The following is a 22,940-nucleotide window of genomic DNA, read 5'->3' as shown; positions in this document are numbered from 1 at the left end:
CCGGCAGCTGGTGGCTACCGCGCCGCCATCCTCATCCACGACGTCCGCACCCGGGCGAAGGTTTCCTCGGACACGGCCTAGGACCGGCCGAACAGCTGGTCCAGGTGATAACGCAGCACGGAGCGAGCGTCCTCCGTGGTGCGCTGGCCGATCAGCACGCTGGTGCCCAGCCCGTGGTTGAGCGCGAGCAGCCGGGCCACTTCGGCGGCCACGTCGACGTCCGGGGGCACCTGCCCGTCCGCCTGGGCTCGCGTCAGCGCGCCGGTGAGCAGGCGGTCCAGCTCGTCCACCCCGGCGATGAACGGTTCGTGCGCGAGCTCGGGGTCGGTCATCGCCAGCACCGCGTACGAGGTGCCGACCAGGTGGAACACCCGGCTCCGCTCGTCGGTGGGCAGCGCCTCGACGAGGAACGCCTCGATGAACTCCCGCGGCGGGACCGGCTCGGGCAGCCCGGCCAGCCGGTGCGCCCACCGCTGGTGGCTCTCCCGCTCCAGATGCCGTAGCGCCCCGAGCATGAGCTGGGCCTTGGTGGCGAAGTAGTACTGCACCAGGCGCAGCGAGATCCCGGCCTCGGCGGCCACGGCCCGCATCGTCACCGCGTGCAGGCCCTCCCGCGCCGCGACCCGCACCAGCGCCTCGGCGATCTGGGCCCGCCGCTGCGCGTGGTCCACGGTCTTCGGCATGCCACCGTCCCTTCCCCGGTTGTGGTACAAGCGTATATGATACGGATGTACCACAGACAGATCGGGGGCGAGCGGAGCGTGCGGAGTTCGGGAACATGCGGCGGGACGGCGATGCGGCCCGGGGGCGCGGTCGTGCTCGCGCTGGTGTGCGCGGCGCAGTTCATGGTGGTGCTCGACGTTTCGGTGATCAACGTCGCGCTGCCCTCGGTGCAGCGGGCGCTCGGCTTCGGCGAGGCCGGCCTGCCGTGGGTGGTCAACGCCTACACGCTGACGTTCGCCGGGTTCCTGCTGCTGGGCGGACGGCTCGCGGACGTCTTCGGCCGCAGGCGGGTCTTCGTCGCCGGGCTCGCCCTGTTCGCCGGGCCAGCCTCGCCGGCGGTCTGGCGAACTCCGCGTCCCTGCTGATCGCCGCGCGTGCGGCGCAGGGCCTGGGAGCGGCCGTGCTCGCCCCGGCCACGCTGACCGTTCTCACCACCACTTTCCCCGAAGGCGCCGCGCGGACACGAGCCCTGGCCGCGTGGACGGCCGTCGGGCTCGCGGGCGGCACCGCGGGCAACCTCGTCGGCGGGGTCCTGACCGAATACCTGTCGTGGCGGTGGGTTCTGCTGATCAACGTGCCGCTCGGCGCCGTCGCGATCCTCCTGGCCGCCCGGTTCCTGCCGGCCGGCGACCGCGGGCCCGGGCAGCGCCTCGACGTCACGGGCGCGGTGCTCGCCACGGCCGGGCTCGGGGCGCTGACCTACGGCATCGGGGAAGCCCGCACCCACGGGTGGGGTGCGCCGGTGCCCAGCACGGCCCTGGCCGCCGGGGCGGTGGCGATCCTGGTGTTCGTCGTCGTCGAAGCGCGGTTCGCGCGGGTGCCGCTGATCCCGCTGTCGTTGTTCCGGTCGCGGGCGATCCCGGTGGGCAACGTGGCGATGCTGCTGGCGGGTGCCTGCCTGAACCCGATGTGGTACTTCCTGACGTTGTCCATGCAGGAGTCCCTGCACTACAGCCCGCTGCAGACCGGCCTGGGCTTCCTCCCCCACACGCTGGTGACGATCGCGGTCGGGATGCGGGTCACGCCGTGGCTGATGCGTCACGTCGACGCCCGGGTGCTGGTCTTCGCCGGGGCGTTGATCGCCGCGGCGGGGTTCTGGTGGCAGAGCCGGATGACCGCCGAAAGCGGTTACGCCGCCGGTGTCCTCGGGCCGGCCATCGTGTTCTCGGTCGGCAGCGGGCTGCTCAACACGCCGCTCACGACCACGGTCACCTCCGGCGTCGACCCGGCGCACGCCGGAGCCGCGTCCGGCCTGATGAACACCACCAAGCAGTTCGGGGGCGCGCTCGGACTCGCGGTGCTGGTCACCCTGACCGGAACCCCGGACACGGGCTACGGGCGCGCGTTCCTCGCCATCGCCGCGATCCTGGTCGTGGTGGCCGCGCTCGCACTCGCCCTCCCCCGGCGAGGGCAGTCCGTACCGGAACCGCACCGGAACCGCACACCGCGTATCCCGGCCGGCGGCGCATCCGCGGCCCGGGCATCAGCGGAACGTCCCTCCCCTGCGGGCCGTGCCTGCGAGCATTCCTCCGACAGCACGGACGCGAAACCATGAAGGTGCGATGAAACGCTCACACAAACTCGCCGGGGTCATCACCGCCGGCCTCCTCACCGGCGCGCTCGTGGGCGCCCCGGAGGCCGCCGCCATCGACCACGAAGTGACGACCGCCGACGCCGACCCCGGTGGCGTCGCCTGGTTCACCGAGCACGGCGACTACGTCTACGTCTGCGACCAGGAGGCGGACGGCTGGGCTGCGGGCCTCGAGGTGTACTGGAACGGCGGCTCCTACACCCTCAGCGCGGGCGGAAGCGGAAACTGCGACCTCGCGGACGCCAGCGAGCCCGGGCACAACCTGCCGGAGAAGGCTTACATCAACTTCCGCGTCTACCTGCACAAGTCCGGAACGCCCTACGCCTACCAGCGCACCGCGCAGTGGTACAACGACCACTGATCCCGGGGGCGTGCGCCGGCCACCCCGCGGAATGGACCTCGGAAGCTCGGCCCCGACATGCGCCGCGATCCCCGGGTGGCGTTGTCCGTCACAACGTTTCCGGCGGAGCGCTCACCCCTTGACCGGATACGCCACGGGGGTGCCGTTGTCATCCACGCCGATGCCGGCGTACTTGCTGACCAGGACCGGGACGGCGCCGGGCTCGGTGGAGCGGTCCCGGCCCGTCGCGGCGTCCAGCACGATGGGCTGCCCGCCCTCGGTGGTGCCGTAGACCGCGCCGTGCCAGGCGGTGGTGACGCTGCCCGGCGCGACGCGGTTGGCGGCCCGGTCGGGCAGGCTCCACAGCTTCGCCGCGGTCTTCGCGTCGTAGCCGGTGAGCACGCCGTCCTGCTGGCACAGCAGAACCGAGCGCTCGTCGTAGAGGCACTCACCGTAGGCGCGGGAACCGAACCCGCGCTCGCCCTCCAGCTTGACCTTCTCCGCGCCCGTGGCGGGGTCGAGGAACAGCAGGAACGGGTGACCGGTCCCGTAGTCGGTGCGGTTGACCACGACCAGCGACGGATCGGCGGGGATCATCGTGAGCTGGCTCGACTCGCGGGCGCCCACCCACTTCTGCTGACCGGTGGTCACGTCGACCGCGGTGGCCTGGGTCATCGAGGAGTTCTCCGGCACGTTGTAGTCGGTGCCGACGAGGACGTCGCCGTGGACGCTGCCGGCGTGGTAGTCCTTGCGGTCCCACAGGATCCGCCCGCTGGCGGGGTCGAGCGCGACGGTGAGGTGGTCCTCGTCCTGCTTGCCGTAACTGGCGATCACGGCGGTGCGGGTGACGGCGACGACCTGCGTGACGGCGTTCTGCGCGTCGGCGTAGGGGCTGTTCGACACCGGGATGTCCACCTGCCACCGCTTGGTGCCCGACTCCGCCTCCGCCGCGACGACCGACAACGCGATCGAGGCCGGAGTGGTGCCCCGTTCCGGGATGACGACCGGCACGGCGGCCACGGCGAGCTCGTCGGTGACCGCCGGGGGACGCGGGCCGGTGGGGTTGACGAACGGCCCGCTCTGGCCGTTCGGGTCGCCGGGCTCGCCGTCGACCGGGACGGTCCACTTCTGCTGCCCGGTCAGCACGTCCACCGCGGTGAGGGCCGTGGGGGTGATGATGTAGGCGGTCCGGTCGCGCAGAGCGGCGAACGTCGACACCACCGAGCCGGCCGCGTTGGCGCGCAGCGCGGTGGTGGGCAGGGCGACCGCGGCGGCGGCGTCGAACGCCGTGGGCGGGTCAGCGGTCTTGGCCTCGGGCGCCGTGGACGTGGACGCCCGCCCGGCCGACGCCGAGGTGGCCGGCCCCGTCACCGGATCGTCGCCCGACCCTCCGCACCCGCTCACCGTGATCACGGCCGCCAGGCACGTCACCGCCACCAGTGTTCGCCGCATTCGTGTGCACCTCTCCCCCAAGGACGCCGCTCGGCACGAGCCGCCGGTGAACCTTAGCGAACGGAGCCGCGACGCGGGTCACGTTTCACACAATCGCGTCAGTCCGCGCGGATTCCGCGCCACACGAGGTCGACCAGATCCGCGCTCTCGCGCTGCCAGTCGCCGTCCGGGTCGAGGTGGAGCAGGCCCAGCAGGCCGCGCATCACGGTTTCGGTGTCGACGTCCGGCCGCACCGAGCCGGCCTCGACGTTGGCCCGGAGCAGGGTGCCCATCGCGTCGCGGATGGACTGCACGGCGCCGGCCGGCAGCGTCCCGCGCTGCGCCGTCGCCGCGGCCAGCGCCTTCGCCAGGCCGCGCTTGGTCATCATGTAGGGCGCCAGGTGGTCCGTCGTCCAGGTGCGGAACGCCCCGGCCGGGCCGGCCTGCTCCAGCAGCTCCGGCACGACCTCGACCAGGTGCCGCACCTCGCGCTCGTACACGGCCAGGATGAGGTCCGCGGGCGTGGGGAAATGCCGGTAGACGGTGCCCACGCCGACCCCGGCCCGTTTCGCGATCGCGTTGAACGACACCTCGCCCGTCCCGGCGAGGGTCTCCGCCGCGACGGCGAGGATGCGCTCGTGGTTGCGCCGGGTGTCGGCACGCCGCGGGCTGACCGAACCCGTCGTCATAGTCCCTCCCTCGCCCGGTGCCGGACCACCGTAACCCGGCCACCTGGAGCAGCTCCGGGGGTACTGTGCGTTGCGAAGCGGATTGTAATCCGATACCGTCGATTCCAGCGCTAGCGGATATTTATCCGGTTCCATTTCCCCCACGCTGTCAGGGAAGAGATCAGTGGACATCTCACTCGAAGTGAACGGCCACCCCGCACACCTGAGCGTCGGCCCCGGCGTGACGCTCCTGGACGCGCTGCGCGAACGGCTCGGCGTCACCGGCCCCAAGAAGGGCTGTGACCGCGGCCAGTGCGGCGCCTGCACGGTGCACGTCGGCGGCCGGCCCGTGCTGTCCTGCCTCACCCTCGCCGCCACCGTGACCGAGCCGGTCACCACGGTGGAGGGACTGTGCACAGGGGACGAACTGCACCCCGTGCAGCGGGCCTTCGCCGAGCAGGACGCGCTGCAGTGCGGGTTCTGCACGCCGGGGCAGATCATGTCCGCGGTGGCCGCCGTCGAGCAGGACGTCGAGGACGTCCGCGAGTTCATGTCGGGCAACCTCTGCCGCTGCTCGGCCTACCCGAACATCGTCGCGGCCGTGGAGCGGGCGAGGAGGGCCGATGCGTCCCTTTGAGCTGACCGCCCCGGCGACCGTCGCCGACGCGCTGGGCTCGTCCGGCACGTTCCTGGCCGGCGGCACCACGCTGGTCGACCTGATGAAGCTCGACGTCCTGACCCCGCGGCACGTGCTGGACATCAACGGGCTCCCGCTGCGCGGCATCGACACCGGCGACGGGCTGCGGATCGGCGCGCTGGAGCGGATGGCCGACATCGCCGCGCACCCCGGCGTGTATCCGGTGATCTCGCGCGCCCTGCTGCTCAGCGCGTCGCAGCAGCTGCGCAACATGGCGAGCATCGGCGGCAACCTGATGCAGCGCACGCGGTGCACGTACTTCCGGGACGTGACCACCCCGTGCAACCGGCGCGACCCGGGCAGCGGCTGCCCCGCGATCACCGGCGCGAACCGGATGCACGCGGTGCTCGGCACGAGCGAGGCGTGCGTCGCCACGCACGCCAGCGACGTGGCGGTCGCCCTCGTCGCGCTCGACGCCCGGATCCGGCTCGCCGGGCCCGGCGGCGAGCGCGTCGTCGCGCTCGCCGACTTCTACCGCACCCCCGGCGACACCCCGCAGCACGAGCACGATCTGCGCCCCGGTGAGCTGATCACCGAGGTCGTCGTGCCGCGGCTGGACTGGGCCGCGCACTCGGCCTACGTCAAGGTGCGCGACCGGCAGTCCTACGAGTTCGCGCTGTGCTCGGCCGCGGTCGCCGTGGACGTGCGGGACGGGCTCGTCGCCGACGCCCGGGTGGCGGCCGGCGGGGTGGCCACCGTGCCGTGGCGCCTCACCGCCGTCGAAGCGGCGCTGCGCGGGAAACCCGCCACCGAGGAGTCCTTCACGGCGGCGGCCGCACTCGCCATCGAGGGCGCGAAACCGCTGGCGGAGAACGCTTTCAAGCTGACGTTGCTGCCGCGGACGATCGTCCGCGCCCTGCTCGAAGTCACCGAGGGGAGCCGCTGATGCCCGCACGGCTGGACGCGCCGCTGAAGGTCACCGGCGGCGCCGAGTACGCGCTGGACCGCCACCTCCCCGGCATGGTCCACGGCTACGTCGTGGTCAGCACGATCGCGCACGGCGAGATCGAGAGCATGGACGTCACCGCGGCGAAGAGCGCCCCGGGCGTGCTCGGGGTGTATTCGCCGTTCGACCCGCTGACGCTGAACCCCGTGACCACACCGATGTTCGGGGACACGTGGGTTCCCCTGCAGGACAAGGAAGTCACCTACGTCGGCCAGCCGATCGGCTTCGTCGTGGCGGAGACGTTCGAGCAGGCGCGGGACGCCGCCGCGCTGGTCGAGGTCAGCTACCGCGAGCTGCCCGCGCTGACGTCGCTGGAGGACGGGCTGGACACGGCCGTCGAGGCCGCGCCCGGGCACGTGGACGCGCCACCGACGCTCAGCGTGCTGGAGGACGGCGTCTCCTCGATCGAGGAGGCGCTCGCCGCCAGCCCGGTGGTCGTCGACGCGACCTACCGCACGGCGGCCCAGCACCACACCCCGATGGAGCCGCACTCGGCCGTCGCGGCGTGGGCCGACGGCACGCTCACCGTCTACAGTGGAAACCAGGCGGCCAATCTGCAGGCCGTGGAACTGGCCATGGCGCTGGGGCTGGAGCCGTCGGCGGTGCGGGCGGTGAACCCCTTCGTGGGCGGCGCGTTCGGCGGGAAGGGCCGCACCTCGGCGCCGGCGTTCCTGGCGGCCGCCGCCTCCCGCGCGCTCGGCAGGCCGGTGAAGGCGGCGCTCACGCGGGAGCAGGTGTTCACGGCGACGGCGGGCCGGGCGGCGACGGTGCAGCGGATCACGCTGGGCGCCGAACGGGACGGCACGCTCGTCGCGCTGCGGCACGACTCGTGGTGCAGCACGGACTCCGCCCGGTCGTTCATCGAGCCGACCTCGCACGGCACGTCCCGCGAGTGGTACGCGACGCGGAACCTGGCGATCAGCCAGCGGATCGTGCCGCTGCACCTCCCGCCGACCACGTTCATGCGCGCGCCCGGCGAGGCGCCCGGGTCGTTCGCGCTGGAGAGCGCGATGGACGAGCTGGCCGACGCGCTCGGCATGGACCCGATCGAGCTGCGGCTGCGGAACAACTCGCTCGCGCCGCCCGGCCGGGACCTGCAGTGGTCGAGCAAGCACCTGGACGAGTGCTTCCGCATCGGCGCGGAGCGGTTCGGCTGGGCCGAGCGCGCGCCGCGGGGACGCGCCGACGGCGACTGGCTCGTCGGCATGGGGATGGCCGTGGCGATGTTCCCCGCGCTCCGGTTCCCGGCGTCGGTCGGGGTCACCCTCAACGCGGACGACACCGCGGACATCCAGACCAGCGGGGCGGACCCGGGAACCGGGCTGCTGACCGTGCTGTCGCTGGTGGGCGCCGAATCGCTGGACATCGCACCCGGGCGGATCACGCCCCGCCTCGGCGATTCGGCGCTGCCGCCCGGCGGCATGTCCGGCGGCTCGACCGCCACCGCCAGCGCGGGCACCGCGATCATGGCGGGCGCGGCCCAGGTGATCGACGAGCTGCTCGCGGTGGCCTCGGCCCCGGGAGCCCCGTTCGCGGGTGAGGAGGTCACCTACGCCGACGGCCGCGTCCACGGCGCGGGCCGGTCGATGACCTTCGGCGAGGTGCTGCGCGCGACGGGCCGCCCGAGCCTGACGGCGGTCGGCTCGTCGGCGCCCGGCGAGGAGCTGACCAAGCACTCGTTCAGCTCGTTCGGCGCGCAGTTCGTGGAGGCCCGGGTGCACCGCCTCACGCGCGAGGCCCGGGTGTCGCGGATGCTCGGGGTCTTCGACGGCGGCCGGATCATCAACGAGCGGGCGGCGCGCAGCCAGCTCCAGGGCGGCATGATCTGGGGCGTGTCGGCGGCGCTGCACGAGGGCTTCGAGGTGGAGACCGGCGGCCGGTTCGCCAACGCCGATCTCGCGGGCTACCTGATCCCCGTCAACGCCGACATCCCCGGCATCGACGTGCACTTCGTCGAGTACCCGGACACGCTGCACAACGACCTCGGCGCCCGGGGCCTCGGCGAGATCGGCACCGTCGGCGTGGCGGCGGCGGTCGCCAACGCGATCCACAACGCCACCGGCATCCGGGTCCGCCACATCCCGATCCGGATCGAGGACCTGCTGGACTGACCGGCACCCGCGGGGCGGCCGGACCGCCCCGCGGGACGGTGTCAGGTACCCGGCCGGTTCCCGGTGGGGATGGTGATCGGGGTGGTCGTCGGCGACTTGCCGTTGTTGAGGAACAGCATCGCCAGGGCGCGGACGAACTGGTCGAACATGTAGAACCCGGCCGGGGCGACCGGCAGCAGCCCCTCCCGGAACGCGATGTAGGCCGGCCACCCGGCGCGGATCAGGCCGGCGGCGGCGTAGTCGCGGCGCAGGCCGAGCCAGTCGCCGATCTCGTCGCTGAGCACGTACCGCACGAACTCGTTGAGGAAGCCGCGCGTGACGCCCAGGTCGACCTGCGCGGTCAGGCCGAGCAGGTCCTCGGCCAGCTCGTGGCCCTCGAACGTCGGCGCGAGCAGCGGGGTGAGCACCTGCGCCGACTGCGCGTCGGCGTCCGCCCAGGTCTTCGGGATGAACTCCGCGCGCACGCCGAGCAGGTGGATGGCGACCTGCCAGGAGTGCAGGAACGCCTCCTCGTCGGCGGCCGACATCGGGACCTTCCACTCGATCAGCTTCCGGTGCACGAAGGTGCCCAGGCTGTGGAAGGTGATCAGGATGTCCCCGTTGCTGATCGGGATCCGCTCGTCGGCGACCGCCGTCCAGTGCGGCGACTGCGGCAGCAGGTGCCGCACCGCGGCGTGCACCAGGCGCGTCTTGTTGGCGGTGACCACGAACTGGCCGGACGGCTCGAACGCGTTCAGATCGCTCAGGTCGTAGCCGAAGGTGAACGTCTTGGCCGCGCGGTCCTTCATGTCGGCGCCGCCCGCGGACCAGTACACCGACTTGGCCTCGCGCGGGATCACCGTGCTCATGATGCCGCTGCCCAGCCCGTAGAGCATGAACAGGTAGGTGTCCTTGCGCCGGTTGAAGTCCGCGGCGCGGCGCAGCTTGACCGGGTCGGCCCAGGCGGGCAACCGGTTGACCTTCTGCAGGTGGGCCGTCAGTTCGGCGGGCAGGCCGGCGGGCAACGGATCGCGGTTGTTCACCCAGGACGCCATCGCCGTGTTCACCGCGGGGATCCGGCCGGTGGCGAAGAGCCCGGCGACCAGGTCGTCCACCTCGTCGTCCCAGACCCACCACGGGTCGGTGCCCGAGCCGGTGCCGGCGACCGAGCGCGCCGGGGACCACGCCCACGCCGGGGTGGCGCTCGCCGCGCCCGCCAGGCCGAGTGCCACGCCCAGCGACAGTGCTCGCCTTCGGTTGAGATCGCTCATTTACTTACCTAGCTTCCTCGGTAGGTTTGGTGCGGTGTCAACTGCCAGCTCCAGGGGAGATTTCTCATTAACATATCGGCGGTGGGCACCGGTCGGCAAGACGTGCCGCGCGCGGGCGCGGCGGCCGGGGGCGCGCTTCGTGGTTGACTGGCGCGTATGGCCCAGTCCCCGCGTACGTCCGACCCACGGTGACCGCCGAGCCGGCCGCGGCCGTCCGGCCCCGCAACCGCAGGCAGCTCATCGTGGAAGCGGCCGGGCGGGTGTTCAGCGAGCGCGGCTACCACGCGGCGTCGATGGAGGAGATCGCCGCCGGGGTGGGCATCACCGCGGCCGCGCTGTACCGGCACTTCCCGAACAAGTACGCGCTGTTCGCCGAGTGCGCGAACGTCATGGCCGACCGGCTCGTCCGCACGCTCGACGAGGTGCCGCCGGAGGCGTCCCTGGCCGACGTGCTCGCCGCCGTCACCCGCGTCACCGTCGCCCACCGCGCCTCCGGCGGCGTGTACCGGTGGGAGGCCCGCTACCTCGACCGCGACGACCGCCGGGTGCTGCGGGGGAAGTTCACGCGGGTGGTCGAGCGCGTGGCGGAGGTGGTGCGGCGGGAACACCCGCTGCCCGGGGAACACCTGCGGGCGGTGGCGGCGCTGGGCGCGATCGGGTCCATCACGATGCACCACACCTCGATCGCCCAGCGCCGGCTGGAGGACCTGCTGCGGGACGCCGCACTGCGGGTGGTGGCGGCCGATCCGGCAGCCGGCGCGAGCCCGCGGCTGGTCGAACTGCCCGTGCAGCCGGTGCCCCGGACCCGGCGCTCGGAGATCCTCGCAGCCGCGGTCCCGCTGTTCGAACGCGACGGGTTCGCCACCGTCACCAACGGCCGGATCGCCGAGGCCGTGGGACTCGTCCCGTCCGCGCTGTACCGCTACTTCCCCGGCAAGGCCGACATCCTCGCGGCCGCGTGCCTGCAGGCGGCCGGACTGCTGACCCAGGCGGTGGACCACAACCTGCGCGGGGTGACCGGCCCGCGCGACGCGCTCGCCGCGCTGGCGGCGACGTACGTGGCCTACAGCTTCGAGTACCACGCGCTCACCACGGTCGCCAACGCCGAGATCGTCGGCCTGCCCGACGACCTGCGGCGGCCGCTGGTCGCCGCGCAGCGCGAGCACATCGCCGTGTGGGAGCAGCAGCTGCGGGCGGTGCGCCCGGACCTCGGCTCGCGTCAGGCGCGGGTGCTGGTGCACGCCGGGTTCGGCGTGGTGGTCGAGGCCGGCCGGCGGCTGCGGTGGCAGGACAGCCCGGCCCACCGGGCCGGGATCACCGCGCTGGTGCTGGCCGCCCTGGGCGCGTGAGCGCTACGCGGCCCTGAGCACCGGAGGCGTGCCGTGGCGGTGGGCGGCGCCGGTCACCGGGACAGGGCCGGGAACGCCTGGCGCAAAGCGGCGAAGAGCCGGGGATATCCGCCGCCGACGGTGACGGTGGCGTGGAACAGGGTCTCGGCCGCCGCGGCCAGCGGATCGGCGGCGGCGGCCGAACACACCGCGGGCAGCGCCGCGTGCTGCTGGGAGACGCGGGCGTGGCGCCCGTCGTAGGAGGACACCGTCGTGTAGACCACGCGGGCGTCGCCGCCGAGCCGGTCGAACAGGGCGACGTGATCGTCGAACGGCGGCGGGACGGCGGTGCCCTCGCCGAGCGCGGCCAGCGCCGGTGCGACCCAGTCGAGACCGTCCAGGCCGGCCTCCGCGCAGGCCCGGCGGGCCACCCACACCGCGACGGCGCGCTGCGTGGTCTCGTCGAGCTGCTCGATCGCCTCGGTGAGATCGCGGTCGAGCGCCGCCAGGACCAGGCCGCCGTTCACCCGCCTGAGCCGCTCGCCCGGTGGCCGGCCACCCCACCGCCGCACCTCGGCGGCCCGCGCGGCCTCCCGGAGCGCGCGTTCACGGGCGAGACGTTCCTGCCGCCGGGCGGCCTCCCGCTGCTCCGGGGTGGGCGGAGGCGGCAGGGTCCGGGCGTGGTCGTGCCAGTAGGCGGCGATCGCACTGGTCTGGCGCACGACCGCGTCGGCCGCCGGGGGCGCGGGCCACAGCTGGAGCAGGTACCGGTCGAGCAGCGGCTCCCCGTCGAGCCGGGTGTCCCGCTCCCGGGCCCGGTCCATGCCGGACGCGCAGTACCGGACGCGGTAGGAGACCGGCGCGAGGTCCAGCGGCCAGCTCGCCTCGGCCGTCCACTGCACGAGCCGCACCGTCGCGGTCGCCGGCCGGAACGAGACCTCGACGACGTCCTCCCAGTCCGGCCCCACCGGCGGCGGCGCGTCGAGGACCTCCACCGTGACCTCGACGTTCCCGGTGTGCAGGCCCGTGGTGAGGAACAGCAGACCGGGCACCGCGGCCCCGCACAACCCGTTGGACTGGCCGCCGCGCGCGTCGGTCAACCCGTCGAAGAACCCGTCCGTCCGGCTCTCCACGGAGAACTGCCCGTAGTGCACGTGCAGCTCACCTCGGAACAACAGAGTCACCGCGGCAGTCTGCCAGCCCGGCCCTCCGCCGGGCGCGGGGCCGCAGCCGCACTCTCCACAATGGATCGTCTCACCGGGTCCAGCGCAGCACCGTGGCTATCGTGCCCTCCCCGGCGCCGACCGGATCTCGAACTCGTCCACCATGCGGCGCGTGCCGCTGAGGCCGTGGCCCAGGCCGCCGGTCGTGCTGTAGCCGTCCGCCATCGCCGCCGCGATGTCCGTGATGCCGGGGCCGAGGTCACGCACCGTGAGGCGCACCCCGTAGCGGCCGTCCGGCGCGACCACCGTCTCGATGGACAACGTGCCGCCGCCCCCGTGCACCACCGCGTTGCGCAGCAGTTCGCTGGCCGCCGTGACGATCATCGTCTGGCCGACCAGGTCGAAGCCCAGCTGGAGCGCGACCCGGCGCACCGCGTGCCGCCCGCCGAGCAGGTCGTTGTCGTCCCGGATCAGCTCGATGCCGCCGGGCAGGGTCTCACCGGCCGAGGTCAACGCGGGCCCCTTGCCGCTCGGGCTCGCGTCGGGGGCATGGGGCGGGCCTGGGTGCGGCTCTCGCACGCCGGCGTCCGTCGTGCACCATCGTTCCGCCCTTCGTAGCCACCCGCGGCGAACCCGGACCGGCGATCGGGACCATGACGGGCCGGATGCACGCGAGCTGCTTGAGGCGCTAAACTGTTGTCGTTCGACAAATGTTAGTGGATCCCGCAGCGCCGGGACAGCCCGGTGGAGGAGTGGATGCGCGTGGGCTACTCGGCCGCCGGCTCGCCGGTCAGCGCGCGCGTCGCGTCCCGGAAGGCGGTCAGTCCGTCCAGCAGCGCCGCCCGCGCGTGCGCGGGCATCCGCTCGACGACCGAGCCGAGCCGGTGCTGGCGCCGCGCACGCAGGTCGGCCAGGTACGCGTGGCCCTCCCGGGTCAGCGACAGGCGCACCTCGCGGCGGCTGCTGGGATTGGGGGCCCGGTGGAGGAAGCCGACGGCCTCCAGCCGGTCGCACAGCCTGCTCACCGACGGCGCGGTGGAGTCCAGCGCGCGGACCAGCGCGCTCAGGCTGACCCCGGCGGCCTGCTCCAGGGCGACCACCGCGCGCAGCTGCGACGCCGACAGCGGCACCGGCGAGGTGTCGCGCGCGCCCTCCCACATCACGTCGAGCAACTCGGCGACCTCGACGACGAGCCGCGCCAGGCTCTCGGTCGCCGCCGGCTCGTCCACGTGATTCACATCGTCCACTGTCGCATCTCTATGCTGTGCTGTCAGGACGGCCCCGGTGCCGGGCCCGGTCACAGTGCTGGCGGCTGCGATCTCGTTGGTGACGGCCGCCTCCCGGCGGTCGTCCGGCATCGGTAAAGGCGGACCCGAGCGTGACCACCCCAGTCAGCATCGACCAGGAGCTGAGATCGGCCGCACCGCACGAGCTGCTCGACGTGGTGCGCGCGCACCTGGCCGAGCACTTCCAGGCTATCGGAGCGGACCTGCTCATGGCCGATTACGGCCTGACCATGCTGCAGCCGGTCGCGACGCTGCCCTACACCACCCGGCCGCTGCCGGTGGCGGGCAGCGTCGCGGGCGAGGCGTTCACCAGCCAGCAGGCGGTGGCCCGGCCCGCGGACGGCGGCGCGGTCACCCTGTTCCTCCCGGTCAGCGTGCGCGGGGACCGGCTGGGCGTGCTGTCGGTGGACCTGCCCGCCGCGCCGGCGGACGCGGCGGTGGCCGGCCTGCTGCACCTGGCCGACGCGCTGGGCCACGAGATCATCATCGCCGAGCGGGACACCGACCTGTACCTGCAGGCGCGGCGCGCGCGGCGGCTGACGCTCGCGGCCGAGATGCAGTGGCAGCTGCTGCCGGGCCGCTCCTGCGCCCGGCCGGAGTTCCGCATCGGCGCGCAGCTGCAACCGGCCTACGCCATCCGCGGGGACAACTTCGACTGGTCCACCAGCGCCGACCACCTGATCCTCACCGTCTCCAACGGGATGGGCGAGGGGATCGACGCGTCGCTGCTGACCAACCTCGCGGTCAACGCCCTGCGCAACGCCCGCCGGGCCGGCGGGCCGCTGGCCGACCAGGCCATGCTCGCCGACCAGGCCGTGTACGCGAAGTACCGCGGCCGCGCGCACGTGGCCACCCTGCTGCTGCGGTTCGACCTGACCACCTCCGAGGTGGAGGCCATCGACGCGGGCTCACCGCGGTTGTGGCGGCTGCGCGGCGGCGAGGCGGAGCCGATGGTGTTCGAGCAGCAGCTGCCGCTGGGCATGTTCGAGGACACCCCCTACCGCAGCGAGCACTTCCGGGTCGAGGCCGGCGACCGGCTGATCCTGGTCAGCGACGGGGTCTACGGCGCCGCGCCGGCCCGGGAGCAGGCGCAGCTGGCCGCGCTGTCGGAAGTCATGCACGCCACCCGGGAGCTGCCCGCGGCCCACGTCCCCAGCGCGATCCTGGACCACATGAGCGGGTTCCGCGACCACACCGCGGCCACCGACGACTCGACCGTGGTGTGCCTGGACTGGCACGGCCGCTGACCCGGCCGCGGGTGCCCGGCCGCCGGCCCGGATCCGGTGTGGACGGACCCGCACCGGGCCCCGGTCGTGGCGGCGCCGGGGGCGGCGAGGCAGGATGACGCGGTGAGCGAGCCCTCCTTCACCCTCGTCCAGCTGCGGTACTTCGAGGCGGCGGCCCGGCACCTGAGCATGACCGCCGCCTCGCGGGAGCTGATGGTGTCGCAGTCGGCGGTCTCCACCGCGATCGCGCAGCTGGAGCGGGAGCTGGGCGTGCAGCTGATGCTGCGCCACCACGCGCGCGGGCTCAGCCTCACCACCGCGGGCCAGGAGTTCCACCAGCGGGTGCTGGACTTCCTCGCCCACGGCGCCGAACTCGTCGAAGCGGCCCGGCAGGCCGGGACCGAGCTCGTCGGGTCGCTGACGGTCGGCTGCTTCTCGACCCTGGCGCCGTTCCGGCTGCCCAGCCTGCTCGCCGAGTTCGAGCGACGCCACCCGCAGGTGCGGGTGTCGGTCCGCGAGGGCGAGCACTCCGCGCTGAAGGCGGCGCTGCGGGCCGGGAAGTGCGAGGTCGCGCTGCTGTACGGCTACGACCTCGACGACGACATCGAGCACGTCGTCGTGGACACCGCGCCGCCCTACGTGCTGGTGGCGCCGGACCACCCGCTCGCCAAGCGCAAGGGCGGCACGGTGTCGCTGGCGCAGCTGGCCGGTGAGCCCATGGTGCTGCTCGATCTGCCCAACAGCCGCGAATACCTGCAGTCGGTGCTGCGCGACGCCGGTGTGGAGCCGGTGATCCGCCACCGCACCAGCGGGTACGAGACCGTGCGCGCCCTCGTCGCGCACGGTCACGGGTTCGCGGTGCTCAGCCAGCGCCCGCCGGTGGAGACGACCTACGCGGGCGCGCGGGCCGTCCCGCTCACGGTCACCGACGAGGTCGCGCCGCTGGAGATCGTCGTCGCGTGGATGCGCGGCGTGCGCCTGACCCGGCGGTCACAGGAGTTCGTCAAGCTGTGCCGCGACCTCTACGCGCATCCGGACCGCTGACCTCACTGCCGCAGGTACCCGCGCTGGGTGGTGATGTGGTCGGCGACGAACTTCGCGTCGTGCCACACGCCCCAGATGAAGCTCGATCCGCGCCGCGCCAGCCAGGGCAGGCCCAGGAAGTACACGCCGGGTTCGGTGGAGACGCCGCGGCGGTGCCGCGGCCTGCCGTTCTCGTCGAGCGCGTCGACCTGCAGCCAGCCGTAGTCGACGGCGAAGCCGGTCGCCCACACGATCGAGGTGATCCCGGCGGCGGCGAGGTCGAGTTCGAGGGTGGGGTCGGTGACGCAGGCCGGGTCGGGACCGAGTTCCCGTGCCTCCGGCTCCTCGGGCAGGTCCAGGCCATTGCGTTCGACGAAGGCGTCGGCCTCGTCGAGCAGCGCCAGGTAGTTCGCGTCGCCGCGGGCGATGTTGGCGCCCAGGTCCGGGTTGAACCGGAGGGTGCCGCCGTCGAACGAGCTGGTCATGCCGACGAGATTGATACCGAGCGCCGCCAGGGCGCGGAAGTCCACAGTGTGCCCGCCGCGGGCGCCGCTGACGGCGATGGTGACGTGTTCCGCGCCGCGCGGCGGGGTGTCGGCGTCCCACTTGCCCAGCACCCCGAGCCACCAGCAGAAGTCCCGCCCGCGGTACCGGCGCGGCGGGCGGTCGTGCGGGCCCACCGACAGGTACACGCGCCGCCCCGACCGGTGCAGTTCCTCGGCGATCTGCACCCCGGACGAGCCGGCCCCGACGACGAGCACGGCGCCCTCGGGCAGCTGCTCCGGGTTCCGGTACGAGCTGGAGTGGATCTGCACGGGCCCGGCGTCGTCCGGGACGATCGGCGGGATCACCGGCCGCTGGAACGGCCCGGTCGCGGCGACCACGAACCGCGCGTCGAGCGGCCCGTCGGAGGTCTCCACGCGGAATCCGGGCCGGCCGGTGTGCCTGCGGACCGAGGTCACCTCCACCCCGGTGCGGATCGGCGCGGCGATCTTCTCCGCGTAGGCCTCGAAGTAGCCGACGATCTGGTCCTTGGACGCGAACGCGTCGGGGGCGAGGTCGCCGAACTCCAGCCCCGGGAAGCGGTCGTGCCACGCGGGGCCGTTCGCCACCAGCGAGTCCCACCGCTGCGTGCGCCAGCGCTCGGCGATCCGGTGCCGCTCCAGGACGAGGTGCGGCACCCCGCAGTCGCTCAGGTGCTCACTCATCGCCAGCCCGGCCTGGCCCCCGCCCACGACGAGGACCTCCACCTCTCGGCTCGACATCCAGACCTCCACCTCGGTTGTGTGTGCCTCACCGAATCCTGGTGGCCCCGAGATTTCCTGTCCAACAGATGTTGTTGGCCTTGAACATCTGTTTTCTCGATGCTCAGAGCATCAACGGTTCCGATGCAGTGGTGCTGAAACATCTGTTGGACAGAAGCTACGAGGCCGGTCACGCTGATCCCCGTGACCACGCACAAACGGATCCGCCCGTTCAACACCCGCGACACCTATCCCGAGCAGAACCTCGACAACGACCTGTGCCAGGCCGTCGTCGCGAACGGCACGGTCTACGTGCGCGGGCAGATCGGGCAGAACCTCGACACCAGCGAGTCGGTGGGCATCGGGGACGCCGCGGCGCAGGCCGAGCAGGCGATGGCGAACATCAAGATGCTCCTGGAAGAGGCCGGGAGCCGGATGGAGCACCTGGTCAAGCTGACCATCTACCTGATCGACCCGCGGTACCGGGAAGCGGTCTACCGGGTGGTGGGCCGCTGGACCAGGGGCGTGCACCCGATCTCGACCGGCGTGGTGGTCTCCGCGCTGGCCCGCCCGGAGTGGCTGTGCGAGATCGACGCGATCGCGGTGATCCCGGAGGAGGAACGGTGACCTTTTCCCTCGTGGCCCGCGACGGCGACCGGTTCGGTGTCGTCGCCAGCTCCTCCAGCCCGGCGGTGGTGGCCCGCGTCGCGCACCTGCGGCCCGGCGTCGGCGCGGCCGCCTCGCAGAACGTCACCGACCCCCGGCTGGGCACCCGGCTGCTGGACCGCCTGGCCGAACACGGCGACGCCGGGCAGGCACTGTCCGAAGTGGCCGGTGCCGCGGAGAACATCGGCTACCGGCAGCTGACCGTGCTCGGCCGCACCGGGCCGGGTTTCGCCTACAGCGGCGCCCGCACCCTGGGCACGCACGCGACGGCGACCGCGGACGGCGCGGTCGCGGCGGGGAACATGCTCGCGGGCGAGCACATCCCCGGGGTGATGATCGAGGCGTTCGCCGCGGCGACCGGCGAGCTGGAACAACGCCTGCTCGCCGCGCTGCGGGCGGCGGTGGCGGCCGGCGGCGAGGAAGGCCCGGTGCGGTCGGCCGGCCTGGTCGTGGTGGCCGACGTGGACTGGCCGGTGACCGACCTGCGGGTGGACTGGGCCGACGACCCGGTGGACCGGCTGGCCGGGATCCTCGAGGTCTGGCTGCCGCAGCGCGACGACTACGTCCGGCGCGGGCTCGACCCCGCCTCGGCTCCGTCCTACGGCGTTCCCGGGGACCTGTGATGGCCGCCAAGGACGCCGCCCGCGCGGTGATCGACCGGCACGCCGACGAGCTGATCCGCCTGTCCGAGCGGCTGCACGCCGACCCCGAGACGGCGTGGGAGGAGCACCGGGCCGCCGCGATGGTGCCCGAGCTGCTCGACCGCGCCGGGTTCACGGTCACCGCGGGCTACCTGGGCCTGGACACCGCGTTCCTGGCCCGGTTCGGCAGCGGCCCCACCCGGATCGCGGTGTGCGCCGAGTACGACGCCCTCCCCGGCCTGGGCCACGCGTGCGGGCACAACCTCATCGCCGCCAGCTCGGTCGGCGCCGCGCTGGGCCTGGCCGCCGTCGCCGACGACGCCGGGATCACCGTCGAGGTGTACGGCACCCCCGCCGAGGAGGGCGGCGGCGGCAAGATCGAGATGCTCGACCGCGGCGCGTTCACCGGCGCGGACCTGGCGATGATGGTCCACCCGGCGCCGGTCGACGTCGCCGAGGCCCGCCCGTTCGCGGTGAGCCACTCCAAGATCACCTACACCGGCAAGTCCGCCCACGCCGCCGCCTACCCCGAGGCGGGGATCAACGCCGCGGACGCGTTCACCGTCGCGCAGGTCGCGATCGGGCTGCTGCGCCAGCAGCTCCCGGCCTCGGCCCGGGTGCACGGCGTCGTCACGCACGCCGGCGACGCGCCGAACGCGATCCCGGAGAACGCGACCGGGCGCTGGTACGTGCGGGCCGAGACGCTGGCCGAGCTGGCCGAGCTCGAACCCCGCGTGATGCGCGCGTTCGAAGCCGGCGCGCTGGCGACCGGCTGCGAGCTGCGCGTGGAGCCGGAAAGCAAGCCGTACGCGGAGTTCCGCGCCGACGAGACGGCGCTGGCCGCCTACCGGGCCAACGCCGTGGCGCTCGGCCGCGAGTTCGCCCCGCCCGGCACGGCGGCGCGGATGAACCGCGCGTCGACCGACATGGGCAACGTGTCCCAGGTCGTCCCCGCGATCCACCCCTACATCGGCATCGGTTCGCTGCCCGCGGTCAACCACCAGCGCGAGTTCGCCGCGTTCTGCGTCGGCGGCACCGCCCAGCGGGCCCTGCTCGACGGGGCGATCGCGCTCGCGTGGACCGGCGTGGACCGCGCCACCGTCCCCACACCCACCTGAGCTTTTTCCGAATCCAGGAGGACAAGGATGTCCCGGATCGAGCACGACATGCTCGGCGAGATCAGCGTGCCCGCGGACGCCTACTACGGCGCCCACACCGCCCGCGCGCTGACCAACTTCCCGATCACCCGGGAGACGCTCGCGGACCGGCCGCACCTGGTCACCGCGCTCGCGGCGGTGAAACAGGCCGCCGCCGCGGCCAACGCCGAGGTGGGCGCGCTCGATCCGGCCAAGGCCCGGGCCATCGCCGCCGCGTGCGCGGAGATCCGCGGCGGCGCGCTGCACGACCACTTCGTCGTCGACCTGATCCAGGGCGGCGCCGGGACGTCGACGAACATGAACGCCAACGAGGTGATCGCCAACCGGGCGCTGGAACTGCTCGGGCACCGCCGCGGCGAGTACGGGGTGCTGCACCCGCTCGACCACGTCAACCTCGGGCAGAGCACCAACGACGTCTACCCGACCGCGGTCAAGCTCGCCCTCGACCGCCACCTCGCCGAACTGCTCACCGCGCTCGCCGGGCTGCGGGACGCGTTCGGCGCCAAAGCGGCCGAGTTCGGCGACGTGCTCAAGATGGGCCGCACCCAGCTCCAGGACGCCGTGCCGATGACGCTGGGCCAGGAGTTCGGCGCCTTCGCGGCCACGCTCGCCGAGGACGAGCAGCGCCTGGCCGAAGCGCGCCTGCTGCTGCACGAGCTGAACCTCGGCGGCACCGCGATCGGCACCGGTCTCAACGCGCGCCCGGGCTACCGCGAGCGCGCGGTGGCGCACCTGCGGGCGCTGACCGGGATCCCCACGCTCGTCTCCGCCCCGGACCTCATCGAAGCCACCCAGGACGTGGGCGTGTTCGTCCAGCTGTCCGGGGTGCTGAAACGGGTCGCGGTCAAGCTGTCGAAGATCTGCAACGACCTGCGGCTGCTGTCGTCCGGTCCGCGCGCCGGGTTCGGCGAGATCACGCTGCCCGCCCGGCAGGCCGGCTCCTCGATCATGCCGGGCAAGGTCAACCCGGTGATCCCGGAGGCGGTCAACCAGATCGCGTTCGAGATCATCGGCCACGACGTCACCGTCACCCTCGCCGCCGAAGGCGGGCAGCTGCAGCTCAACGCGTTCGAACCGGTGATCGCCCGGGCGCTGACCGCCGGGCTGGACCACCTCACCGCCGGCATCGGGGTGCTGACCCGGCACTGCGTCGCCGGGATCACGGCCCACCGCGAGCACCTCGCCGATCTGGTGGCCGCCTCGACCGGACTGGTGACCGCGCTCAGCCCCGTCCTCGGTTACGAGACGGCGAGCGCGATCGCGCTGGAGGCGCACCACTCCGGACGGCCGGCGCTGGACGTGGTGCGGGAACGGGCCCTGCTCACCGAGGAGCAGCTGCGTGAGCTCACCACACCCGAGGCCCTCACCGGCCGGCGCGTCGCCTGAACGGCACCGTCCACTGTGAACTCTGTGTTACCCCGCCGTTGGGCCCCGGTGTCATCGCAGCTCACCGGCTCTGCTTCGGATCTTCCGATGCAGTGCTCCGTCTCTTTCTTCTTGTCCGATGCTTCGGCCGCGCTTAGCGTCGTCCGCGAACCCGAGGAGGCACCATGACCACCCGCAACACCCCCGCGGCCGGGGATCTCACCGAGGCCCTCGCCGATCCCGCGTCGCTGCGCCGCAGCGTCGCGGCCGGCGCGGTCGGCGTCTTCGTGCACTGGTTCGACTGGGCCGCCTACGCCTACCTGGCCAGCACGATCGCCGACGTCTTCTTCCCGGACGAGAACAGCACCGCCGGCCTGCTCGCGGTGTTCGGGGTGTTCGCGGTGTCCTTCGGCATCCGCCCGGTCGGCGCGCTGGTGTTCGGCCCGCTCGGCGACCGCATCGGCCGCAAGCGCACGCTGTCGCTGGTCATCTTCGTCATGTCCGGCGCGACCCTCGCGATCGGACTGCTTCCCGGCTATGCGACGCTCGGGATCTTCGCGCCGCTGCTGCTGGTGCTGCTGCGGCTGGTGCAGGGGTTCGCCGCGGGTGGCGAGTTCGGCAGCGCGGCCAGCTTCCTCGCCGAGCACGCGCCACGCCGCCGCCGCGGGTTCGGCGTCAGCTGGCTGGAAGTGGGCTCGCTGCTGGGGTTCCTCGCCGGATCGTTCGTGTTCTTCCTGCTGTCCACGGGTTTGTCGCCGGACCAGCTCGCCTCGTGGGGCTGGCGGATCCCGTTCCTCATCGCCGCACCGCTGGGCGTCATCGGGTTCGTCATCCGCACCAAGATCGAGGACACCCCGGAGTACCGCGCGCTCGAGGCCACCGGCAGCATCCCGCGCAGCCCGGTGCGGGAACTGTTCCGGCACAACAAGAAGCAGCTGCTGCAGGCCGCGGGCCTGATGACGATGATGCACGTCCCGTTCTACGCGGTGCTGACCTACCTGGTCACCTACGAAACCGACCACCTCGGCCACTCCGCGGGCAACGCCGCGCTGCTGTCCACCGTCATCTCGCTCGCCGGGCTGCTGCTGGTTCCCGCGTTCGGCCGGCTGTCCGACCGCGTCGGACGGCGGCCCGTCCTGATCGGCGCCGGGATCGCACTGTTCGTCCTCGCCACGCCGGCGTTCCTGCTGATGCGCACCGGCCTGGCCGGGACGTGGATCGCCGGGCTCGGCCTGGGCGTCATCCTCGCCGCGATCCTCGGCACGTACGCGGTGTGGTCGGCGGAGATCTTCCCGACGCGCACCCGGCAGGGTGGCCTGTCGATCGCCTACAACCTGACCGCGGCGTTGTTCGCCGGCACCGTGCCCTACCTGATGACGGTGCTGATCTCCGCGACCGGCAGCACCCTGGTGCCCGGCCCGTACCTGATGGCGGCGGCGGTCCTCGGCCTGGTGGCGGCGTTCTCCCTCCGCGAGACGGCGGGCGCTCCCCTGCTGCGGGCCGAAGACCTGCGCGACGGCGCCCGCGCCCCGGTCCACCACGAGTAGGTCGTGGCGGCCGGGTGTCAGGTGATCGGCCCCGGCTGGAGCACCAGCGCGGGCTTGCCGTCGACGAGGGTGAGGCCGACCTCGATCGACGGTGAGCCGCGGAAACCGAAGCTCGCGCTGCCGAGGCCGGGGCCGATGCTGGACTGGGTTCCGCCGCCCTGCGGGTAGGTGACGGCGAAGGAGAGGCTGTCCGCGCTGAAGGCCGTCACGCGCATCGACGAGTAGTGGAACCGCTTGGCGTCCAGCGGGATCGTGGTGGGCTTGGACAGCAGGAGGGTGCAGTCGCCGTCGAAGCAGTCCCGGACCTTCGAACTCGGCGGGGCGGGCGGGTTCGGGTTGGTGGACGGCGGGGTCGTCGTGGGGGTGGCCGAGGTGGCAGGCGGCACCGTGGTCGTCGGTTGGGCGGTGGTCGTGGTGGCCGGGGCGGGCGCGGGCTGCGGCGCGGCCGGGGTTTCCGTGCCGCACCCGGCCAGGACCAGGGACAGTGCCGCGAGGGCGAGGATGTGGTGGCGCATGCACCATTGGTAGCCAACCTCG

23 protein-coding genes are annotated in these 22,940 nt (G+C 73.1%); 14 read left to right on the top strand and 9 right to left on the bottom strand.

The annotated features are described in order from the left end of the window. Positions 1–77: 77 nt before the first annotated feature. Positions 78–683, bottom strand: a complete 606-nt coding sequence (locus L1857_RS18880) for a TetR/AcrR family transcriptional regulator (RefSeq protein WP_094005464.1) — start codon at positions 681–683, stop codon at positions 78–80. A 45-nt stretch (positions 684–728) separates the two neighbouring features. On the opposite strand from L1857_RS18880, the gene L1857_RS35580 reads away from it, so the two are divergent. The 3 genes from L1857_RS35580 to L1857_RS18870 are packed head-to-tail and all read left to right on the top strand — an operon-like array spanning position 729 to position 2,675. After that, positions 729–1,088: an MFS transporter gene (locus L1857_RS35580; RefSeq protein ID WP_346731876.1), complete on the top strand. Its 360-nt coding sequence runs from the start codon at positions 729–731 to the stop codon at positions 1,086–1,088. Continuing rightward, a complete protein-coding gene (locus L1857_RS18875; protein WP_346731897.1) occupies positions 1,064–2,278 on the top strand; it encodes an MFS transporter in 1,215 nt (404 codons plus the stop codon). Before L1857_RS35580 ends, L1857_RS18875 begins: the two co-directional genes overlap by 25 nt. Before the next feature lie 7 nt (positions 2,279–2,285). After that, entirely contained in the window at positions 2,286–2,675 is a 390-nt protein-coding gene (locus tag L1857_RS18870) for a hypothetical protein (protein WP_094005462.1), read from the top strand. A 111-nt stretch (positions 2,676–2,786) separates the two neighbouring features. Here L1857_RS18870 and L1857_RS18865 read toward each other — a convergent pair whose 3' ends face one another. Further along, positions 2,787–4,106: an outer membrane protein assembly factor BamB family protein gene (locus tag L1857_RS18865; protein WP_116114465.1), complete on the bottom strand. Its 1,320-nt coding sequence runs from the start codon at positions 4,104–4,106 to the stop codon at positions 2,787–2,789. Between the two features lie 98 nt (positions 4,107–4,204). Continuing rightward, a complete protein-coding gene (locus tag L1857_RS18860) occupies positions 4,205–4,774 on the bottom strand; it encodes a TetR/AcrR family transcriptional regulator (protein ID WP_116114463.1) in 570 nt (189 codons plus the stop codon). Between the two features lie 163 nt (positions 4,775–4,937). On the opposite strand from L1857_RS18860, the gene L1857_RS18855 reads away from it, so the two are divergent. Genes L1857_RS18855 through L1857_RS18845 form a run of 3 tightly spaced genes read left to right on the top strand, consistent with a single transcriptional unit; the run spans position 4,938 to position 8,507 of the window. Then, positions 4,938–5,390, top strand: coding sequence for a (2Fe-2S)-binding protein (locus L1857_RS18855; protein WP_116114461.1), 453 nt, complete (start codon positions 4,938–4,940; stop codon positions 5,388–5,390). Next, positions 5,377–6,336, top strand: a complete 960-nt coding sequence (locus L1857_RS18850) for an FAD binding domain-containing protein (RefSeq protein ID WP_094005458.1) — start codon at positions 5,377–5,379, stop codon at positions 6,334–6,336. The genes L1857_RS18855 and L1857_RS18850 overlap by 14 nt, the downstream gene beginning before the upstream one ends. Beyond that, complete coding sequence (locus tag L1857_RS18845) at positions 6,336–8,507, top strand: xanthine dehydrogenase family protein molybdopterin-binding subunit (RefSeq protein ID WP_249465779.1); 2,172 nt, start codon at positions 6,336–6,338, stop codon at positions 8,505–8,507. The genes L1857_RS18850 and L1857_RS18845 overlap by 1 nt, the downstream gene beginning before the upstream one ends. Positions 8,508–8,548: 41 nt before the next feature. Here the strand turns inward: L1857_RS18845 and L1857_RS18840 are convergent, their stop codons facing one another. After that, entirely contained in the window at positions 8,549–9,757 is a 1,209-nt protein-coding gene (locus L1857_RS18840) for an oxygenase MpaB family protein (RefSeq protein WP_116114457.1), read from the bottom strand. 188 nt (positions 9,758–9,945) lie between these two features. On the opposite strand from L1857_RS18840, the gene L1857_RS18835 reads away from it, so the two are divergent. After that, positions 9,946–11,106 carry a TetR/AcrR family transcriptional regulator gene (locus L1857_RS18835; protein WP_116114455.1) on the top strand — a complete coding sequence of 387 codons (1,161 nt, stop codon included), beginning with the start codon at positions 9,946–9,948 and terminating at the stop codon, positions 11,104–11,106. Positions 11,107–11,159: 53 nt separating this feature from the next. Here L1857_RS18835 and L1857_RS18830 read toward each other — a convergent pair whose 3' ends face one another. The 3 genes from L1857_RS18830 to L1857_RS18820 all read right to left on the bottom strand — a co-directional run bounded on the left by L1857_RS18830 (position 11,160) and on the right by L1857_RS18820 (position 13,495). Beyond that, on the bottom strand, positions 11,160–12,269 hold the full coding sequence (locus L1857_RS18830) for a hypothetical protein (protein WP_249465777.1): 1,110 nt from the start codon (positions 12,267–12,269) through the stop codon (positions 11,160–11,162). Positions 12,270–12,365: 96 nt separating this feature from the next. Beyond that, complete coding sequence (locus L1857_RS18825; protein ID WP_346731875.1) at positions 12,366–12,761, bottom strand: ATP-binding protein; 396 nt, start codon at positions 12,759–12,761, stop codon at positions 12,366–12,368. Positions 12,762–13,015: 254 nt separating this feature from the next. Next, positions 13,016–13,495 (bottom strand): MarR family transcriptional regulator, encoded by a 480-nt coding sequence (locus L1857_RS18820; RefSeq protein WP_338024707.1) that lies wholly within the window; start codon positions 13,493–13,495, stop codon positions 13,016–13,018. 131 nt (positions 13,496–13,626) lie between these two features. Here L1857_RS18820 and L1857_RS18815 point away from each other — a divergent pair, with 131 nt between their 5' ends. Then, positions 13,627–14,781, top strand: a complete 1,155-nt coding sequence (locus L1857_RS18815; protein WP_116114451.1) for a PP2C family protein-serine/threonine phosphatase — start codon at positions 13,627–13,629, stop codon at positions 14,779–14,781. Between the two features lie 102 nt (positions 14,782–14,883). Beyond that, a complete protein-coding gene (locus L1857_RS18810; RefSeq protein ID WP_116114475.1) occupies positions 14,884–15,804 on the top strand; it encodes a LysR substrate-binding domain-containing protein in 921 nt (306 codons plus the stop codon). Positions 15,805–15,806: 2 nt separating this feature from the next. Here L1857_RS18810 and L1857_RS18805 read toward each other — a convergent pair whose 3' ends face one another. Next, positions 15,807–17,048, bottom strand: a complete 1,242-nt coding sequence (locus tag L1857_RS18805) for a flavin-containing monooxygenase (RefSeq protein WP_116114473.1) — start codon at positions 17,046–17,048, stop codon at positions 15,807–15,809. Between the two features lie 183 nt (positions 17,049–17,231). Here L1857_RS18805 and L1857_RS18800 point away from each other — a divergent pair, with 183 nt between their 5' ends. From L1857_RS18800 to L1857_RS18780, 5 genes are all read left to right on the top strand, one after another. Continuing rightward, complete coding sequence (locus L1857_RS18800) at positions 17,232–17,654, top strand: RidA family protein (RefSeq protein ID WP_116114449.1); 423 nt, start codon at positions 17,232–17,234, stop codon at positions 17,652–17,654. After that, positions 17,651–18,316 carry a DUF1028 domain-containing protein gene (locus L1857_RS18795; protein WP_116114447.1) on the top strand — a complete coding sequence of 222 codons (666 nt, stop codon included), beginning with the start codon at positions 17,651–17,653 and terminating at the stop codon, positions 18,314–18,316. Before L1857_RS18800 ends, L1857_RS18795 begins: the two co-directional genes overlap by 4 nt. Beyond that, positions 18,316–19,452 carry a M20 family metallopeptidase gene (locus L1857_RS18790; protein WP_094005449.1) on the top strand — a complete coding sequence of 379 codons (1,137 nt, stop codon included), beginning with the start codon at positions 18,316–18,318 and terminating at the stop codon, positions 19,450–19,452. Before L1857_RS18795 ends, L1857_RS18790 begins: the two co-directional genes overlap by 1 nt. 27 nt (positions 19,453–19,479) lie before the next feature. Then, positions 19,480–20,877, top strand: a complete 1,398-nt coding sequence (locus tag L1857_RS18785; RefSeq protein WP_094005448.1) for an aspartate ammonia-lyase — start codon at positions 19,480–19,482, stop codon at positions 20,875–20,877. Positions 20,878–21,041: 164 nt separating this feature from the next. Continuing rightward, positions 21,042–22,403 (top strand): MFS transporter, encoded by a 1,362-nt coding sequence (locus L1857_RS18780; RefSeq protein ID WP_094005447.1) that lies wholly within the window; start codon positions 21,042–21,044, stop codon positions 22,401–22,403. Positions 22,404–22,420: 17 nt separating this feature from the next. Here L1857_RS18780 and L1857_RS18775 read toward each other — a convergent pair whose 3' ends face one another. Further along, on the bottom strand, positions 22,421–22,918 hold the full coding sequence (locus tag L1857_RS18775) for a hypothetical protein (RefSeq protein WP_249465774.1): 498 nt from the start codon (positions 22,916–22,918) through the stop codon (positions 22,421–22,423). Positions 22,919–22,940: the final 22 nt, after the last annotated feature.

The sequence above is a fragment of the Amycolatopsis thermalba genome (assembly GCF_023376025.1).
Lineage (GTDB): Bacteria > Actinomycetota > Actinomycetes > Mycobacteriales > Pseudonocardiaceae > Amycolatopsis_E > Amycolatopsis_E thermalba.
The sequence above is the reverse complement of the archived record's forward strand: the minus strand, read 5'-3'. Positions and strand labels throughout refer to the sequence as shown.

Excerpts from the sequence above, each read along its gene's own strand:
- L1857_RS18860 (WP_116114463.1), bottom strand. The coding sequence starts at position 4,774 with ATGACGACGGGTTCGGTCAGCCCGCGGCGTGCCGACACCCGGCGCAAC.
- L1857_RS18870 (WP_094005462.1), top strand. The coding sequence starts at position 2,286 with ATGAAACGCTCACACAAACTCGCCGGGGTCATCACCGCCGGCCTCCTC.
- L1857_RS18790 (WP_094005449.1), top strand. The coding sequence starts at position 18,316 with ATGGCCGCCAAGGACGCCGCCCGCGCGGTGATCGACCGGCACGCCGAC.
- L1857_RS18775 (WP_249465774.1), bottom strand. The coding sequence starts at position 22,918 with ATGCGCCACCACATCCTCGCCCTCGCGGCACTGTCCCTGGTCCTGGCC.
- L1857_RS18865 (WP_116114465.1), bottom strand. The coding sequence starts at position 4,106 with ATGCGGCGAACACTGGTGGCGGTGACGTGCCTGGCGGCCGTGATCACG.
- L1857_RS18845 (WP_249465779.1), top strand. The coding sequence starts at position 6,336 with ATGCCCGCACGGCTGGACGCGCCGCTGAAGGTCACCGGCGGCGCCGAG.
- L1857_RS18805 (WP_116114473.1), bottom strand. The coding sequence starts at position 17,048 with ATGTCGAGCCGAGAGGTGGAGGTCCTCGTCGTGGGCGGGGGCCAGGCC.
- L1857_RS18780 (WP_094005447.1), top strand. The coding sequence starts at position 21,042 with ATGACCACCCGCAACACCCCCGCGGCCGGGGATCTCACCGAGGCCCTC.
- L1857_RS18850 (WP_094005458.1), top strand. The coding sequence starts at position 5,377 with ATGCGTCCCTTTGAGCTGACCGCCCCGGCGACCGTCGCCGACGCGCTG.
- L1857_RS18785 (WP_094005448.1), top strand. The coding sequence starts at position 19,480 with ATGTCCCGGATCGAGCACGACATGCTCGGCGAGATCAGCGTGCCCGCG.
- L1857_RS18880 (WP_094005464.1), bottom strand. The coding sequence starts at position 683 with ATGCCGAAGACCGTGGACCACGCGCAGCGGCGGGCCCAGATCGCCGAG.
- L1857_RS35580 (WP_346731876.1), top strand. The coding sequence starts at position 729 with ATGTACCACAGACAGATCGGGGGCGAGCGGAGCGTGCGGAGTTCGGGA.
- L1857_RS18840 (WP_116114457.1), bottom strand. The coding sequence starts at position 9,757 with ATGAGCGATCTCAACCGAAGGCGAGCACTGTCGCTGGGCGTGGCACTC.